Consider the following 18,556-nt stretch of genomic DNA (forward strand, 5'->3'; position numbering starts at 1 on the left):
CGCCTCACGCCTTGCCCAGCGCCGCGAGCAGCAGCGCGGCCAGGGTGTCGACCTCGGGCGGGTGGAGCACGGTGGCGTGCTCCCCCTCCATCTCCAGCACCTCCAGGTGCTCGGCGGGCAGGTGGTGCGTCCAGCCCAGGCGCGCGTCACCCACCTGCTCACGCAGCGCGCGGCTGGTGATGAGCGTCGGGCGCACGCGCGTCAGGGGGATGGTCCACGCGCGGGCCTGCGGCGTGAGCACCTCACCCAGCACCCGCCAGATGCGCGCGAAGTCGCTGCCCCGGAAGTGCGGCGCGGCCGTTCCCCGCTCGCGGGCCCGCTTCGCCACGTGCTCCCACTGCTGCTCGCGGGAGAGCGAGGCCAGCTCCTGCTCCATCGCCGCGTCGCGCACGCCGAACTCGCTGGCGAGCACGAGCACGGCGTCCTCATCGGACGACGGCGCGACGGCGCGGATGGCCTCCCACGTGGCGGTGTCCATCAGGGCGAGCAGCTCCACCGTCTCGCCCTGGGCCTCCAGCAGCGCGGCCACGCCGAGCGCGGGATAGCCGCCGTACGAGAAGCCCGCGAGCCGGTAGGGCCCATGGGGCTGGATGGCGCGGATGTCGCGCGCGTACGCCTCCACGCGGGCCTCCAGCGTCGCGTGTCCGTGGCCCGTGGCCAACGTCTCCGGGGCCTGGATGCCATGGCAGCGGAAGTGCGGCTCCAGGCGGGGGACCAGGTCGCGGTAGTGGTGCACCTCGCCGTCGCCCGCGTGGAAGAGGAACAGCGGGGGCGTGTCCTCGGGGAGCCGGGGGCTCGACAGGCGCACCGCGCTGGTGCGGCGGGGGCCTTCTCGCAGCAGCGCGAGGATGGCCTCGGAGGACTCGCCCAGCGTGGGGCTCTGGAAGAGCGTGGCCAGGGGCAGCGGCAGGCCCAGCTCCTCCTCCAGTCGCGCGAGCAGTCGCATCGCCAGGATGGAGTCACCGCCCAGCGCGAAGAAGTCGTCGCCAGCCTGGACGCCCGGTCGGCCGAGCACCTCCGTCCACAGGCGCTGGAGCACCATCTCCAGCGTGGTGCGGAAGGGCGTCTCCAGCTTCGAGTCGGACGCGGGCGCGGACGCGGGTTCGGGCGCGACCACGGCGTCCGGGTCCGGCAGCGCCTTGCGGTCCACCTTGCCGTTGGCGTTGATGGGCAGCGCGTCCATCACCACGAACGTCGCCGGCACCATGTAGCCGGGGAGCTGTGAGGCGACGTGCTCGCGGAACGGCTCGGAGCGCGCGACGCCCGGAGCCTGCACGTAGGCGTACAGCGACGTCACGCCGGAGGGAGACACGCGCGCGATGACGACGGCCTCCTGGACCAGCGGGTGGCGGCGCAGGCACGTCTCAATCTCCGACAGCTCGATGCGGAAGCCACGGACCTTCACCTGGTGGTCGGCGCGGCCGAGGAAGCGCAGGCGTCCGTCGGGCAGCAGCCGGGCCAGGTCGCCCGTGTGGTACATGCGCGCGCCGGGCGTGGCGGAGAACGGGTCCGGCAGGAAGCGCTCGGAGGTGAGGTGTGGCGCGCGCAGGTAGCCGCGTGAGAGCGCCGCTCCGCCGATGTACACGCGGCCCGGCAACCCGGGAGGCACCGGCTCCAGGTGTTCGTCCAGCAGGTAGAAGCACACGCGCGGCATGGGCCGGCCGATGGGGAACGTGGCGGCGGTGCCCAGTCCCTCCACCCCGGGGATGTCACAGGTGGCGGACGTAATCGTGCACTCGGTGGGGCCGTAGACGTTGACCCACGGCGCGTGTCCACCGCCCACGCGCACCCAGGCCTCGAAGGTCTCCTTCTTGAGGACATCGCCACCGGGGGCGAGCAGCTTGAGGCGCGCGGGCACACGCTGGCCCAGTGCCTCCATCTGACGAATCCACTCCTCGATGTACGTGGGAGGCAGGCTGATGATCGTGATGCCCGTCTCCTCCAGGTACGGCGTCATCGCGTGCGCGGGCACCAGACCGCTGCGCATCACCACCGTGCCGCCCACGAGGAGCGGCGGGTACAGGTCCTCGGCGGCGGCGTCGAAGGTGAGCGGCGCGAAGTTGAGCATCCGGTCCCCCGCCACCAGCCCGAAGCGCTTCGCGATGCCCACGTTGTGGTTCACCACCGAGCGGTGCTCCACCATCACGCCCTTGGGCTCGCCCGTGGAGCCGGAGGTGAAGACGATGTACGCCGTCTGCGCGTCGAGGACGCGGCGCGGCCCGGGCTCCAAATCGTCCGAGACGGACGCGGGCATGGGCGGCACCTCCACGTCCTCGACGAGTGACAGGTGCGGCTCCAGCACGTTCGCGTCCACCCACAGCCTGTGCACCTCGGCGCGCACGAGCACGTCGCGCTTGCGTGGCTCGGGCCAGTCCGCGTCCAGCGGGACGTAGGCGCCGCCCGCCTTGAGGATGCCGAGCAACACCGCCATGGCCTGGGTGGACGGCTCCATGACCACGCCCACCCGCTCCTCGGGCTTCAGCCCTCGCTCGAGCAGGCGCGAGGCCAGGAGGTTCGCGCGTGCGTTGAGCTCCGCGTAGCTCCAGGTGACGTCCCCATGCGCGACGGCGGCCGCGTGCGGCGTGCGACGCACCTGGGCCTCGAACAGCGTGTGGATGCACGTGTCCGGCGCGATGTCCTGCGCGGGGCCGGCCAGCGCGGCGAGCACCTCCCTGCGCTGGGTGGGAGACAGCATGGACAGCTGGGGCAGCGAGACCTCCGGCGCGCTCAGCGCGGAGGCGGCGAGCTGCTCGAAGGCGCGTGCGAAGCGCTCGCCGGTCTCGGGCGTGAAGAGGGCGCCATCCAGGGCGATGAAGCCGGACAGCGGGCCCGCGTCTCCGAGCGTGACGCTCACCACCACGTCATACGCGGGGATGACGCCGTCGACGTCCAGCTCCGTGACGGACAGTCCGTCCAGGCCGGGCAGCCCGGGGCGCTCCGCCTGGAGCAGCGCCTGCGCGAGTCGGGGCGCGGTGCGGTCTCCATCCGGCTGCACCGTGTCCGCGATGCGCTTGAACGGCACCTCCTGGTGCGTGGTGGCGTGGGCCACGACATCGCGCACGCGGCGCAACAGGCCGCGCAGGCTGGGAGCGCCGGACACCTCCGTGCACAGCGGCAGCACGTTGGCGAAGTAGCCCAGCAGCGACTCCACCTGGGGCGTGGAGCGGCCCGAGAAGGGCGTGGCGACGACGACGTGGGACTGGCCGCTGAGGCGGTGCAGCCACGCCTGCGTCAGTGCCAGCAGGACGCTGAAGGACGAGACGCCCTCGCTCCGGGCGAGCGCGCGGATGGTGTCCGAGTGCTCCGCCGAGAGCGACACCGTCACCGCGCGCATGTTGTCGTTGAGCGCGGGCGCGCGGCGCGGGAAGTCGAGCGGCAGGTCCAGCAGCGGCGGTGCATGCGCCAGCGCCTGCTTCCACGACGCGAGGCCCTCCTCGAGCCTGCGCAGCTGCTCGGGCTGTCGCTGCCAGACGGCGTAGTCGGTGTACTGGAGCGCCAGCGGGGGCAGCCGCGCGGGGCGACCCTCCACCGCCGAGTTCCAGGCCGTCGCCAGCTCCTCCGCGAAGGTGGCCAGACCCACGCCGTCGTTCACGGTGTGGCTGAAGGCCAGGACGAGCGCATGGCGTGAGCCGCGCTCATCCAGCTTCAACAACTCGAAGCGATACAGCGGGCCCTGCGCGAGGTCGAAGTGCTCCCGGTCCAGCCGCACCACGGCGTCGCGGGCGACCTCGAGCGCGTGCGTCGCGGACAGGCGGGACAGGTCCACGCGCGTGAGGACCGAGGCGCGTGGAGGATGGACGCGGACACGGAGCGCCTCACCCTGCTGGAAGAATGTGGTGCGCAGCGTCTCGTTGCGCTCGACCACGGCGGCCAGGGCCTCCTCCAACCGGTCCGCGTCCAGCGCGCCTTCGAGCATCAGGCCGAGCGTGAGGACATACGGCGGCGCCTGGGGAAGCTGCAGCGCGTACCAGAGCCGCTCCTGGACCAGGGACGGTGGCAGCACCTCCGGGCGGGCGACGACGGTGGGGACCTCGAGCACCGCGCGAGGCGCCGCGTCGATGAACGCCGCCACCGAGGCGATGGTGGGGTTCGCGAAGAACACCGCCAGGGGCAGCTCGACGCCGAAGGCCTGACGCAGCCGCGCCACGAGCCGGGTGGCCGAGAGGGAGTGGCCGCCGTGCTCGAAGAAGTTCGCCTGGCGGGAGAGCTGCGCCAGTCCCAGCGCGGCCTGGAACAGGGTGGCCACCCGCTCTTCCGTGGTGCCGCGGGGCGCGTCGTCACCGAGCGAGGGCAGCTCCTGTCGAGGCAGCTCCTGGAGCTCCAACGCCTTGCGGTCCACCTTGCGCGACGACGTGAGCGGCAGCGCGTCGAGGAGCACGAAGGCCGAGGGGACCAGGTGCTCGGGAATGCGCTGACGCAGCCACGCGCGCACCGTGTCGACGACGAGGGCCTCCGGATGCGTGGGGACCAGGAACGCCACCAGCCGCGTGCCTGTGTCCACGTCGTCGCGAGGCACCACGGCGACTTCGCGCACGTCCTCGTGGCGGGTGAGCACGGCCTCGATTTCACCGGGCTCCACGCGGATGCCACGCACCTTGAGCTGCGTGTCCAGGCGACCCAGGTACTCGAGCTGCCCGTCCGCGAGCCAGCGCACCCGGTCTCCGGTGCGGTAGAGCCGCTCGCCCGGCGTGGTCGCCAGGGGATGCGGGATGAAGCGCTCCGCCGTCAGCTCCGGGTGCTCCAGATAGCCCCGCGCGAGGCCGGTGCCGCCGACGTACAGCTCACCGGGCACGCCGATGGGACTCGGCTCCAGGCTCTCATCGAGTACGTAGAGGCGGGTGTTGGGCCAGGGCGTTCCCACCGTGACGCGGGACACTTCCGTGGCCCCGCCGCCCGACGGATGTCCGAGTCCCGGGAAGGGCGTGACGGTGGCGGCCACCGTGACCTCGGTGGGGCCGTAGGAGTTGAGCAGCGCGCGGCCCGGGGCCCAGCGTCGGACCAGCTCGGCCGAAAGGGGCTCGCCGCCGGAGACGATGACCTGGAGCGACTCCAGTCCCTCGGGCTCGAGCAGGGCGAGCACCGTCGGCGTGAGCGCGCAGTCGGTGATGCGCTGCTCGCGAAGCAGCGTGCGCAGCGGCAGGTCGGGGAGCAGCCGCTCCTTGGGCGCCATCACCAGCGTGGCGCCGGAGAGCAGCGTGGAGAAGATCTCCCAGACCGAGCCATCGAAGGTCGCCGAGGCGAACTGGAGGACCCGCCGGCCCGGCTGGAGCCCGTGCGCCTCCAGCGCCGCGAGGGCCGTGTTGCACAGGCCCTGGTGCGTCAGCAGCACGCCCTTGGGCTGGCCCGTGGAGCCCGAGGTGAAGATGACGTACGCGAGCTGCGCGCCTTGCGCGGACTCGGGCAGCTCCTCCACCGGCTTGCGTGAAATCTCCGCGGCGTCGGTGTCGACGTACGCGGACATGATGGCGACGGACGAGAACAGGTCTCCCAGGCCCTCCCGCGTCACGAGGACCCGCGCGCCGGCGTCGATGAGGAGCTGGGCGAGTCGCTCCGGAGGATGCGCGGGGTCCAGCGGCACGTAGGCCCCGCCGGCCTTCAGCACGGCGAGCATGGACACGACGAGCCCGGGGCCGCGCTCCAGGCAGAGGGCGACGCGCTCCTCGGGCCCCGCGCCGAGCTCCCGCAGGAAGTGCGCGAGCTGATTGGAGCGGGTGTGCAGCTCCCGGTAGGTGAGCGTCTGTCCCTCGAAGGCCAGGGCCTCCGCGTCGGGCGTGCGAGCGACCTGCGCGGCGAAGCGGGAGACGACGGTGTCGTGGGCGTCGCGGGCGCGTGCGGAGGCGTTGAAGTCGAAGAGCACCTGTCGATGCTCCGCCTCCGTGAGCAGGGACAGCCGGCGCACGGGCGTCGTGGGCGCGAGCAGCGCGGATTCGAGCAGGCGCACGTAGTGCGAGACCATCCGCTCCGCGCTCGCGGCCTCGAACAGCGCGGTGGGGTACTCGAGGTAGAAGCCGAACCGGTCTCCGTCCTCCTCGGCGGTGAGCATCACGTCATAGAGGCTGGCGGCCGAGCCGAGCTGCACCGGGCGCGCCTCCAGGCCGGGGAACCCATCCGACAGCGTGCGCGGGCTGGGGCTCAGCTCGAACATCGCCTGCACGAGCGGCGCGTGGGAGAGGCTGCGCTCCACCTGGAGGGCCTCGACCACCCGCTCGAAGGGGACCTCCTGATGCGCGAACGCCTCCAGCGCCGTGGTCCGTGCCTGACCCAGGAGTGAAGCGAAGGAGGCCTCGGAGTCGACCTGCGTGCGCAGCGCGACGGTGTTGATGAACAGGCCGACCAGGGGCTCCAGGGACGGATGGACCCGCCCCGACACCGGCGTGCCGATGCTCAGGTCCGACTGTCCCGTGTAGCGATGGAGCAGCGCGGTGAAGGCCGCGTACAGCGCGATGAAGGGCGTGACCTGGTGTTCGCGGCACAGCTCCCGCAGCGCTTCGACCAGGTGCACCGGCAGCGGGTGGTGCCGTGTGAAGGCGCCCGCGTGTCCGCGCCCCGGATGCCGGGGGACGTCCGTGGGCACCTCCAGCACGGTGGGCGCGCCGTCCAGCTTGCGCCGCCAGTACTCGAGGTGGGCATCCTGTCGAGCGAGTACGGCCGGCGTGCGCTGCCAGGCGGCGACGTCCGCGAAGTCGAGCGTCAGGGGCGGCGCCGTCGGCGCGCGGTTCTCGCGGCAGGCCGCATACGCTTCCGCCAGCTCGCGCAGGAGGAGGTCCATCGACAGGCCGTCCACCACGATGTGGTGGAACACGAGCAGCAGGACATGGTGCTGGGGCGCGAGGAGGAACAGGTGGAAGCGGTAGAGCGGCCCCGTGTCCAGGCGGAAGGGACGCTCAGACTCCTCCGTCAGCCGCCGCATCAGGGCGTCGCGAATCGCGGCCTCGGCCGACAGGTCCTCGCGGTCGAGCACGCGCATCGGCACGGGCTCGAGCCCCAGCCGCGGGCCCCCTTCGGCGGGCGTGAAGATGGCGCGCAGCGCGGTGTGTCGCTCCAGCAGGAACAACAACGCGGACTCCAGCGCCTCGACGTCCAACGGTCCGCGCAGCTCCGTGGCCTCCGGAATGGCGAGCGACGCGGAGTCAGGCTGGAGCTGCTGGAGGAACCACATGCGCTCCTGCGAGAACGACGGCACGGTGGGCGCGTCACCGGGCCGGGGCACGGGCTCGGGGAGCGGGAGGGCCTGTCCCGGCGCCAGCTCGGTCAGGGCTCGCGCGATGCCCGCCACCGTGGGCGCGAGGAAGAGGGTCTTGAGCGGCAGCTCCTGCCCCAGCGCCCGGCGGATGCGCGACACCAGCCGCGTGGCGCTCAGCGAGTGGCCACCCAGCGCGAAGAAGTCCGCGTCGCGGGAGACGCTCTCCAGTCCGAGGACCTGGCGGAAGAAGCTCGCGAGCAGCTGCTCCAGCGGTCCGCGCGGCGGCGCATCGCCAGTGCCTCGCGTGACCTCCGGCTCTGGCAGGGGGAGCGAAGTGAGGGCTCGGCGGTCCGTCTTCCCGGAGGGCGTGAGCGGCAGCGCGTCGAGCACGACGACGGCCGAGGGGACCATGGCCTCGGGGAGCACGGGCTTGAGCGCCGCGCGTGACGCCTCGGCCTCCTCCGCGCGCCCCTCTCGCGGGACGACGTAGGCGATGAGGCGCGTATCACTCCGTGGGCTCGTTCGAGCCACGACGACCGCGTCGCGCACGGCGGGCAGTCGCCTCAGCGCGACCTCAATCTCCTCCAGCTCGATGCGCTGTCCGCGCACCTTCACCTGGAAGTCGGTGCGGCCCAGGTACTCCAGCGTGCCGTCGCCACGCCAGCGTGCGAGGTCTCCGGTGCGGTAGAGGCTCGCGCCGGGCGTGTCGCTGAAGGCGTCCGGGAGGAAGCGCTCGGCGGTGAGCTCGGGGCGACGCCAGTACCCGCGCCCGACCTGGAGGCCGCCGATGAAGAGCTCCCCCTGCACGCCCACCGGGACGGGGTGCCCCGCGGTGTCGAGGACGAGCAGGTGCGTGTTCGCCACCGGGCGACCGATGGGCACACTCGTGCGCGGGTCGCCCCGAGGGCAGCGCCAGTGGGTCACGTCCACCGCGGCCTCGGTGGGGCCATAGAGGTTGTGGAGCTCCGTCGTAGGCAGCCGCTCGTGGGCTCGCTGGACGAGGTCGGCGGAGATCGCCTCGCCGCTGCACACGAGCGCGCGCAGGTCCGGGAAGGACTCCTGCCAGGGCTCCTCGAGGAAGGCCGCGAGCATGGAGGGGACGAAGTGGGTGACGGTGATGTGCTCGTCGGCCAGGACTCGCGCGAGGTAGGCGGGCTCGCGGTGCCCGCCCGGCCGTGCCAGCACCAACCGCGCGCCCACGGTGAGCGGCCAGAACAGCTCCCACACCGAGACGTCGAAGCTGGTCGGCGTCTTCTGGAGCACGCTGTCACCCGCGACCAGCGGGTGGACCTGGCGCATCCACGTCAGTCGATTGACGACCGCGCGGTGCGCGTTCATCGCGCCCTTGGGGCGCCCCGTGCTCCCGGAGGTGAAGATGACGTACGCGAGCGAGTCGGGGTGCGGCCTGCCCGAGACGCGGGTGCTCGGCAGGCTCGCGAGCCGCGTGGCCTCCGCGTCGAGGAGGACCGTGTGGCCCGGGTGCGAAGGCAGGTGGCTCGCGAGCTCCTGGCGCGTGAGGACGACGGCGGCCCCTGCGTCCTCGAGCATCCCGGCCAGTCGCTCGCGAGGCAGCTCCGGGTCCAGCGGCAGGTAGGCCGCGCCGGCCTTGAGGATGCCCACCAGCGCGATGACGAGCTCCAGGGAGCGCTCCAGGAACACGCCCACGAGGACCTCGGGCCCCGCCCCGAGGGACTGGAGATGCCGTGCGAGCTGATTGGCCCGGGCCTCCAGCTCTCCGTAGGTGAGGTGGTGTCCCTCGAAGGTGAGCGCACGGAGCCCGGGCGTGCGCTCCGCCTGGGCCTCGATGAGCGAGACGAGCGTCGTGTCCGCGTCGTACTCCCGCCCGGTGTCGTTGAAGTCGCGGAGCACCTGGCGGCGCGCGTCGACATCGAGGAGGGACAGGTGCGCGACCTGCCGACTCGGGGTGCGCAGTGCGTCCTCGAGCAGGTGGACGTAGTGGGACAGCAGGCGCTCGATGGTGGGCGCCTCGAAGAGGTCGGTGCTGTACTGGAAGGACAGCTCGTGACCCTGGGGATTCTCGGTGACGGTGAGGGCCAGCTCGGTCTGGGTGTTCAGGCCGTCGACGACGAGGGGCCGGGCCTGGAGGCCGGGGAAGGTCCCGGCGAGCGTGTTCTCCGCGCGCTCCCAGAAGAGGCCCACCTGGAACAGGGGGGCGTGAGCGAGGCTGCGCTCGACCTGGAGGGCCTCGACGACCCGCTCGAAGGGGGCATCCTGATGCGTGAAGGCCTCGAGCGCCGTGGTCCGTGTGCTCGCGAGCAGCTCGGCGAAGGTGGTCCCCGGGTCGAAGCGGGTGCGGAGGACGACCGTGTTGGTGAAGAGGCCGACGATGGACTCCATCGCGGGGTGCGGACGTCCGGAGACGGGCGTGCCCACGGACACGTCGTCCTGCCCGGAGTGTCGATGCAGCAGCGCCGCGAGCGCCGCGCTCAGCACCATGAAGGGTGTGACGTGGTGTTCCCGGCAGACCTGGGTGAGTGCCTGTTCCAGCGCGGGAGACAGTCGATGGAAGCGGCTCAGCGCGCCCGCGTCACCGAGGACGGAGGGGCGGGGCTTGTCGGTGGGCAGGGCGAGGAACGCGGGAGCGCCGGCGAGCTGGCGCTTCCAGTACTCGACGTGGTGGTCCTCACGGGCCCGGACGGGAGCGGAGCGTTGCCACGCGGCGACGTCGGCGTAGGTGAGCGAAGGCGTCGGAAGGGAGGGCGTCTGGTGCTGGCTCAGGGACGCGTAGGCCTGGGACAGCTCGCTCAACAGGAGGTCGATGCTCAGGCCATCGACCACCACGTGGTGCAGCACGAGCAGGAGGACATGGTGCTCGGGGGAGAGGCGGAACAGGTGGAAGCGGTAGAGCGGCCCCTGCTCCAGTGACAGGACGCGAGTGCTCTCCTCGCGCAGCCGGAGGTGCAGCGCGGGACTGTCCGCGTTGGTCGCGGAGAGTTCCTCGACGTGGAGCACCTCCACGGGAAGCGGGTTGTGTCGTGGAACCGGCCGCCCGTCCTCCGCGATGAAGGTCGTCCGCAGGTCCGGGTGACGATCGAGCAGCAACCGCAGCGCGCCATCGAGCGCCGGGATGTCCAGTGCGCCGCGAAGCTCCACGGCCTCGGGGATGTTGTAGGCGCGCAGCTCGGGTTGGAGCTGATGGAGGAACCAGAGGCGCTCCTGCGCGAAGGAGGGCTGAGGAGGCAGTGCGGAAGGCGCGGGAGAAGGGAGCGGGAGCGCGTCGTGGTGCAGGGAGAGGAGGAGAGCGAGCCCTGCGACGGAGGGGGAGGAGAAGAGGGCGGCGAGAGGAAGCTCGACGCCGAAGGCGAGGCGGATGCGGGAGACGAGGCGGGTGGCGGAGAGGGAGTGGCCACCGAGGGAGAAGAAGTCCGCGTCGCGAGGGACGTGAGAGAGGGAGAGGACGTCGGCGAAGAGTTGGGCGAGGAGCGCCTCGGCCTGTCCACGAGGAGAAGCGTCGGAGGAGGGGACTTCAGCGGCGGAGATGTCGAAGGAGGAGAGGGCCGTCCTGTCGACCTTGCCGCTGGTGGTGAAGGGGAGAGAGGGGAGGGAGAGGAAGCGAGAGGGGACGAGGGCTTCAGGGAGGGAGGAAGCCAGCGCGTCGCGGAGGGAAGCCAGCGGAGGAGCGCCGTCGTCGAGGACGAGGAAGGCGACGAGGAAGGTGTCGCGAGAGGGGCGGAAGGGGAGGACGGCGGCCTGGCGGACGCCGGAGAGGCGAAGCAGAGCGGCTTCGATTTCTTCGACTTCGACGCGGACGCCGCGGAGTTTGAGCTGGAAGTCGGAGCGGCCGAGGAAGGAGAGGGAGCCGTCGTCATTCCAGCGGGCCCTGTCGCCGGTGTCGTAGAGGCGAGCGCCGGGAGAGGTGCTGAAGGAGTCAGGGATGAAGCGCTCTGCGGTGAGGTGGGGGAGTGAGTGGTAGCCGCGAGCCAGGCAGATGCCGCCGATGAAGAGGTTGCCGGGGACGCCTGGGGGGAGGGGCTGGAGGGAGTCGTCGAGGACGTAGAGGCGGCAGCGGGGAAGAGGGCTGCCGAGACGGACGGGCCGGTGAGGGAGGGAGATTTCAGCGGCGACGTTGATGCTGGCTTCAGTGGGCCCGTAGGTGTTGACGAGGCGGGTGGAAGTCAGCGCGAGGGATTGGACGAGAGAGTCTGGGAGGACTTCGCCGCCGGTGACGAGGACGGAGAGGGAGCGGAAGGCGTCGAGGGCACCGGGCTCCTCGAGGGCGGTGGCGAGGGAGGAGGGGGTGATGACGACATGGGAGACGGAGTGGCGGCGGATGTCGTTGCCGAGGCCAAGAGGGCCGACGTCGCGGAGGATGACGCGAGCGCCGCGGGAGAGGCTGAAGAGGATTTCCTCCTGGTGGATGTCGAAGGAGAGGCTGCCGGAGGCGGCCCAGGTGTGGCCCGTGGAGGTGGAGTAGAGGGCGTCGAAGGCGTCGAAGCAGTGGACGACATTCTGCTGGGTGGAGAGGACGCCCTTGGGAGTGCCGGTGGAGCCGGAGGTGTAGAGGACGTAGGCGAGGTTGTCGGGCAGGGCGCGCAGAGGCTCCGCCAGCGCCGCGTCAGCACGCTGCGCATCTCCTGGCTGCACCAGCACCGCGTCGAGCGTCACGCCCTCGAAGAGAGCAGGCGAAGAGACGACGAGGCATGCACGGGACTGCTGAAGCAGTTGTGCGCGCCGAGCCGGCGGGTGCGAAGGCTCCAGAGGGAGGCACGCGGCGCCGGAAAGATGGACGGCGAGGAGGGAGACGACAGCCTCGGACGAGCGCTCGACACAGACACCGACGACAGCTTCCGGACGCGCACCAAGAGCCGCGAGATGCGCGGCGAGACGCGAAGCGCGAGAGTGGAGCTGGGAGAAGGTGAGGGTGGCGTCGGGAGCGACGAGAGCAACGGCGTCAGGCGTCCTCGCGAAGGAGGCAAGCAGCAGGGACGCAACGGTGCCGTCGGAGTCGAAGGGACGGTGGGAATCGTTGAAGTCGAAGAGGACGCGCCGGCGCTCTTCGACGGAGAGCAGCGAGAGGCTGGAGAGGGGCGCCTGGGGCGAGGCGAGGACCTGTTCGAGGAGGATGACGAAGTGGGAGAGCATGCGCTCGACGGAGGCGTGCTCGAAGAGGTCGGTGCGGAACTGGAAGAAGAGCTGGAGGGAGGAGTCGGGCAGCTCGGTGGCGGTGAGGGCGAGGTCGAGCTGGCTGGTGCCGTTGTCGACGAAGACGTGCTGAGAGGAGAGGCCGGAGAAGGAGAGGGGCGAGTCGACGCGGCGCAGGTCGAACATCACCTGGAAGAGGGGCGCGTGACTGAGGCTGCGCTCGACGTGGAGCGCATCGACGACCCGCTCGAACGGCGCATCCTGGTGGCTGAAGGCGTCGAGCGAAGTGCTCCGGACCTGCGCCAGCAGCGAGGCGAAGGTCATCCCTGCTGGAAGCTGCGTGCGAAGGACCAGCGTGTTGAGGAAGAGGCCGACGATGTCCTCGGTGGCGGCGTGCGTGCGGCCGGAGACGGGAGTGCCGACGCACAGCTCGCGCTCACCCGAGTAACGGTGAAGCAAGGTGGCGAACACGGCATAGAGCGCCATGAACGGCGTCACCTGATGCTGTCGGCAGAGCGCCTCCAGCCGGAGGCGGACTTCACGAGGCAGGACCTGGTGACGCGAGAAGGCGCCTCGATCCGTGAGGACCGGCGGACGCGGCTTGTCCGTGGGGAACGCGAGCAGCGCGGGGGCATCGGCGAGCTGCCGCTTCCAGTAGTCGAGGTGGACATCCTCACGCGCGCGGAACTCGGGGGTCCGCTGCCACGCGGAGATATCCGAGTAGGTGAGGGGCGGCGTGGGGAGCAGCGGCGCTCGTTGCCGGCTCAGCTCTGAGTACGACTGCGCCAACTCGCTCAGGAGCCGGTCCATGGACAGGCCATCCACGACGATGTGGTGGATGACCATCAGCAGGACATGGCGATCGACCGCGACCCTGAACAAACGGAAGCGATACAGGGGCCCCTTCTCCAGTGAGAACGGGCGCGAGCTCTCCTCCTCCAGACGTTGCTGGAGCAGTGCGCGCAGTGCCTCCTCGCCACGGACGCGAGGCCGGAGGTCCTCCACGTCGAGCAATTGCTCGGGGACGGGCTGGAACGCCAACCGAGGCATCCCCTCCGACGAACCGAAGACCGCGCGCAACGATGAGTGCCGCTCCGGCAGCAGTCGCAGCGCGGCCTCCAGCGCGGCTGTATCCAGGACTCCCGTCAGCTCGATCGCCTCCGGAATCACATACGCGGCGGAGTCAGGCAGGAGCTGATGGAGGAACCAGAGGCGCTCCTGCGCGAAGGAGGGCTGAGGAGGCAGTGCGGAAGGCGCGGGAGAAGGGAGCGGGAGCGCGTCGTGGTGCAGGGAGAGGAGGAGAGCGAGCCCTGCGACGGAGGGGGAGGAGAAGAGGGCGGCGAGAGGAAGCTCGACGCCGAAGGCGAGGCGGATGCGGGAGACGAGGCGGGTGGCGGAGAGGGAGTGGCCACCGAGGGAGAAGAAGTCCGCGTCGCGAGGGACGTGAGAGAGGGAGAGGACGTCGGCGAAGAGTTGGGCGAGGAGCGCCTCGGCCTGTCCACGAGGAGAAGCGTCGGAGGAGGGGACTTCAGCGGCGGAGATGTCGAAGGAGGAGAGGGCCGTCCTGTCGACCTTGCCGCTGGTGGTGAAGGGGAGAGAGGGGAGGGAGAGGAAGCGAGAGGGGACGAGGGCTTCAGGGAGGGAGGAAGCCAGCGCGTCGCGGAGGGAAGCCAGCGGAGGAGCGCCGTCGTCGAGGACGAGGAAGGCGACGAGGAAGGTGTCGCGAGAGGGGCGGAAGGGGAGGACGGCGGCCTGGCGGACGCCGGAGAGGCGAAGCAGAGCGGCTTCGATTTCTTCGACTTCGACGCGGACGCCGCGGAGTTTGAGCTGGAAGTCGGAGCGGCCGAGGAAGGAGAGGGAGCCGTCGTCATTCCAGCGGGCCCTGTCGCCGGTGTCGTAGAGGCGAGCGCCGGGAGAGGTGCTGAAGGAGTCAGGGATGAAGCGCTCTGCGGTGAGGTGGGGGAGTGAGTGGTAGCCGCGAGCCAGGCAGATGCCGCCGATGAAGAGGTTGCCGGGGACGCCTGGGGGGAGGGGCTGGAGGGAGTCGTCGAGGACGTAGAGGCGGCAGCGGGGAAGAGGGCTGCCGAGACGGACGGGCCGGTGAGGGAGGGAGATTTCAGCGGCGACGTTGATGCTGGCTTCAGTGGGCCCGTAGGTGTTGACGAGGCGGGTGGAAGTCAGCGCGAGGGATTGGACGAGAGAGTCTGGGAGGACTTCGCCGCCGGTGACGAGGACGGAGAGGGAGCGGAAGGCGTCGAGGGCACCGGGCTCCTCGAGGGCGGTGGCGAGGGAGGAGGGGGTGATGACGACATGGGAGACGGAGTGGCGGCGGATGTCGTTGCCGAGGCCAAGAGGGCCGACGTCGCGGAGGATGACGCGAGCGCCGCGGGAGAGGCTGAAGAGGATTTCCTCCTGGTGGATGTCGAAGGAGAGGCTGCCGGAGGCGGCCCAGGTGTGGCCCGTGGAGGTGGAGTAGAGGGCGTCGAAGGCGTCGAAGCAGTGGACGACATTCTGCTGGGTGGAGAGGACGCCCTTGGGAGTGCCGGTGGAGCCGGAGGTGTAGAGGACGTAGGCGAGGTTGTCGGGCAGGGCGCGCAGAGGCTCCGCCAGCGCCGCGTCAGCACGCTGCGCATCTCCTGGCTGCACCAGCACCGCGTCGAGCGTCACGCCCTCGAAGAGAGCAGGCGAAGAGACGACGAGGCATGCACGGGACTGCTGAAGCAGTTGTGCGCGCCGAGCCGGCGGGTGCGAAGGCTCCAGAGGGAGGCACGCGGCGCCGGAAAGATGGACGGCGAGGAGGGAGACGACAGCCTCGGACGAGCGCTCGACACAGACACCGACGACAGCTTCCGGACGCGCACCAAGAGCCGCGAGATGCGCGGCGAGACGCGAAGCGCGAGAGTGGAGCTGGGAGAAGGTGAGGGTGGCGTCGGGAGCGACGAGAGCAACGGCGTCAGGCGTCCTCGCGAAGGAGGCAAGCAGCAGGGACGCAACGGTGCCGTCGGAGTCGAAGGGACGGTGGGAATCGTTGAAGTCGAAGAGGACGCGCCGGCGCTCTTCGACGGAGAGCAGCGAGAGGCTGGAGAGGGGCGCCTGGGGCGAGGCGAGGACCTGTTCGAGGAGGATGACGAAGTGGGAGAGCATGCGCTCGACGGAGGCGTGCTCGAAGAGGTCGGTGCGGAACTGGAAGAAGAGCTGGAGGGAGGAGTCGGGCAGCTCGGTGGCGGTGAGGGCGAGGTCGAGCTGGCTGGTGCCGTTGTCGACGAAGACGTGCTGAGAGGAGAGGCCGGAGAAGGAGAGGGGCGAGTCGACGCGGCGCAGGTCGAACATCACCTGGAAGAGGGGCGCGTGACTGAGGCTGCGCTCGACGTGGAGCGCATCGACGACCCGCTCGAACGGCGCATCCTGGTGACTGAAGGCCTCCAGCGCGGTCGCCCACACGTGCGCCAGCAACATGGAGAACGGCGCGGAAGGCAGCAGATGTGTCCGCAGGACGAGCGTGTTGATGAACAGCCCGACGATGTCCTCGGAGGCCGCGTGCGTGCGTCCGGAGACCGGCGTGCCGATGCACAGCTCGCGCTCGCCCGAGTAGCGCTGGAGCAGCGTGGCGAACACGGCGTAGAGCGCCATGAACGGCGTCACCTGGTGCTCTCGGCAGAGCGCCTCCAGCCGCAGCCGGACCTCGCGAGGCAACACGTGGCGACGCGAGTACGCGCCGCGGTCGGACAACACCGGCGGCCGAGGCTTGTCCGTGGGCAGCGCGAGCAGCGACGGCGCGTCGGCGAGCTGTCGCTTCCAGTAGTCGAGGTGGATGTCCTCGCGCGCGCGGACCTCGGGCGTGCGCTGCCAGGCGGACAGGTCCACGTAGTCCAGGGAGGCGGGCGCGGGAGGCGGGGTGCGGCCTTCCTGGAGCGCGGAGTACGTCGTCGCCAGCTCGTTGAGGAGGATGCCCATCGAGAGGCCATCCACCACCAGGTGATGCAGCACCAGCAGCAGCACCTGGTGCTCGGGGCCGCTCGTGAACAGGTGGAACCGATACAGCGGCCCCTCCTCCACCGAGAGCGGTCGCGAGGCCTCCTCGCGCAGCCTGCGCTGGAGCAACGCCTCCGCGGTCCCGCTCTCATTCGGCGGGCGTGACACGTCCTCCACCGTGAGCAGCGGCTCGCGGACCGGATGGACGCGCAGTCGCGGGCTCCCCTCCACGGGCGTGAAGGTGACGCGGAGCGCGGCGTGCCGCTCCACCAGTCGCCGCAGCGTGTCCTCCAGCGCGGCCCTGTTCAGCGTGCCCCGAAGCTCCAGCGCATCGACGACGAGGTACGCCGCCGAGTCCGGCTGGAGCTGCTGGAGGAACCACAGCCGCTCCTGCGCCAGGGAGGTCATGGGCGCGACGTCCGCGGGGAGCGGCGTGGGGCCGGCGAGTGACGCCGAGAGCGACTCGGAGATGGGACCCAGCGCCCGGGCCAGACGAGCCACCGTCGCGTGCGAGAACAGCGTTGTCAGCGGCAGGTCCACACCCACCGCGTGCCGCACGCGCGCCAGCAGTCGCGTGGCGCTCAGCGAGTGCCCGCCCAACTCGAAGAAGTCGCTGTCCCGGCCCACCCGCTCCACGCCCAACACCTGCTGGAACAACCCCGCCAGCAGCACCTCCAGCTCTCCACGCGGCGCGCTGTCCGCGGACGCGCTCGCGGCGTCGACGCGGCCGAGCGACAACGAGCCCAGCGCCTTCCGGTCCACCTTCCCGGAGGACGTCAGCGGAAGCGCGGTGAGCGTCACGAGCGCGGAGGGCACCAGGTGCTCGGGGAGCTGCTGCTTCAACCACGGGCGCAGCACCGCGCTCACCCGGGTCTCATCCTGTCCCTCGGCGGGGACGAGGAAGGCCACCAGGGCCAGCTCGCCCTCCGCGACTTCGCGAGCCACCACCGCGACCTCGCGGACCTCCGGGTGGCGCGCGAGGACGGCCTCCACCTCGCCCGGCTCCACGCGCATGCCGCGCAGCTTCACCTGCGAGTCGACGCGGCCCAGGTATTCGAGCTCGCCGTCCACCGTCCACCGCGCCAGGTCTCCCGTGCGGTAGAGCCGCTCACCCGGCGTCGAGCCGAACGGATGCGGCAGGAACCGCTCCGCCGTCAGGTCCGGTCGCCCCAGATAGCCACGGGCCACGCCCACGCCGCCGATGAACAGCTCTCCAGCGACGCCAGGAGGCAGCGGCTCCAGCGCCTCATCGAGCACGTACAGTCGCGTGTTGGGCCACGGCGTGCCCAGGGTGATGGCGCCCGGCACCACCGCGTACGGCGTGATCGCCGCGCAGACCGTGGCCTCCGTCGGTCCATACGCGTTGAGCAGCCGCCGGCCCTGGCCCCAGCGCTCGGCCACCGCGATGGGAAGGGCCTCGCCCGCGGAGATGACGGTGCGCAGGCCCTCCAGCCCGTCTGTCTCCAGCTGCGCGAGCACCGACGGCGTCAACGTCACCGCGGTGACGGCGCTCTCACGCAGCAGCGTCCGCAGGGGGGCGTCCGGGAGCAGCCGCTGTCGGGGCGCGAGCACCAGCGTCGCACCCGCGAGCAGCGTGGCGAACACCTCGCACACGGACGCGTCGAAGCTCATGGACGCGAACTGGAGCACCCGGTCCTCGGGCCGGAACCCATGCGCCCGCACCGCGGCCAGCGCCGTGTTGCGCAGCCCCGCGTGCGCCACCAGCACGCCCTTGGGCCGCCCCGTGGAGCCGGACGTGTAGATGACGTACGCCAGATGGTCCGCCGAGGCGACCGCCTCCAGCCGCTCCACGGAGTGCCGCGCGAACGGCGGCAGCAGGCCGTCCAGCTCCACGGTCAGCTCGCCTCGCAGCGGCAGCTCGTCCAGCATCTGCTGCCGCGCGAGCACCACGGGCGCGCCGCTGTCGGAGAGCACGAAGCCCTGCCGCTCCGCGGGATGCGCCGGGTCCAGCGGAACGAACGCGCCTCCCGCCTTGAGGATGCCCAGCATCCCCACCACCTGCTCCACCGAGCGCTCCGCGCACAGCGCGACGCGCGTCTCCGGCCCCACGCTCAGCGAGCGCAGATAGCGCGCGAGCTGGTTGGCGCGCTCGTCGAGCTGCCGGTACGTCAGCCGGGTGCCCTCGAAGTCGAGCGCCGTCGCGTCCGGCGCGCGGTCCACCTGCTGCTCGAAGCAGGCCACCACCGTGTCGCCGCCCTCCAGGTGCTGCTCGGAGGCATTGAAGGTGACGAGCACCCGGTGCCGCAGCGCCTCGGTGAGGACGGGACGTGGGGCCAT

1 protein-coding gene is annotated in these 18,556 nt (G+C 71.2%); it reads right to left on the reverse strand.

Going from position 1 to position 18,556, the window contains the following annotated elements:
• Window positions 1-4: 4 nt before the first annotated feature.
• Window positions 5-18,556 (reverse strand): non-ribosomal peptide synthetase, encoded by an 18,552-nt coding sequence (locus AC6JA9_RS09810; protein ID WP_497959554.1) that lies wholly within the window; start codon window positions 18,554-18,556, stop codon window positions 5-7.

The sequence above is a fragment of the Myxococcus sp. MH1 genome, from assembly GCF_059738865.1.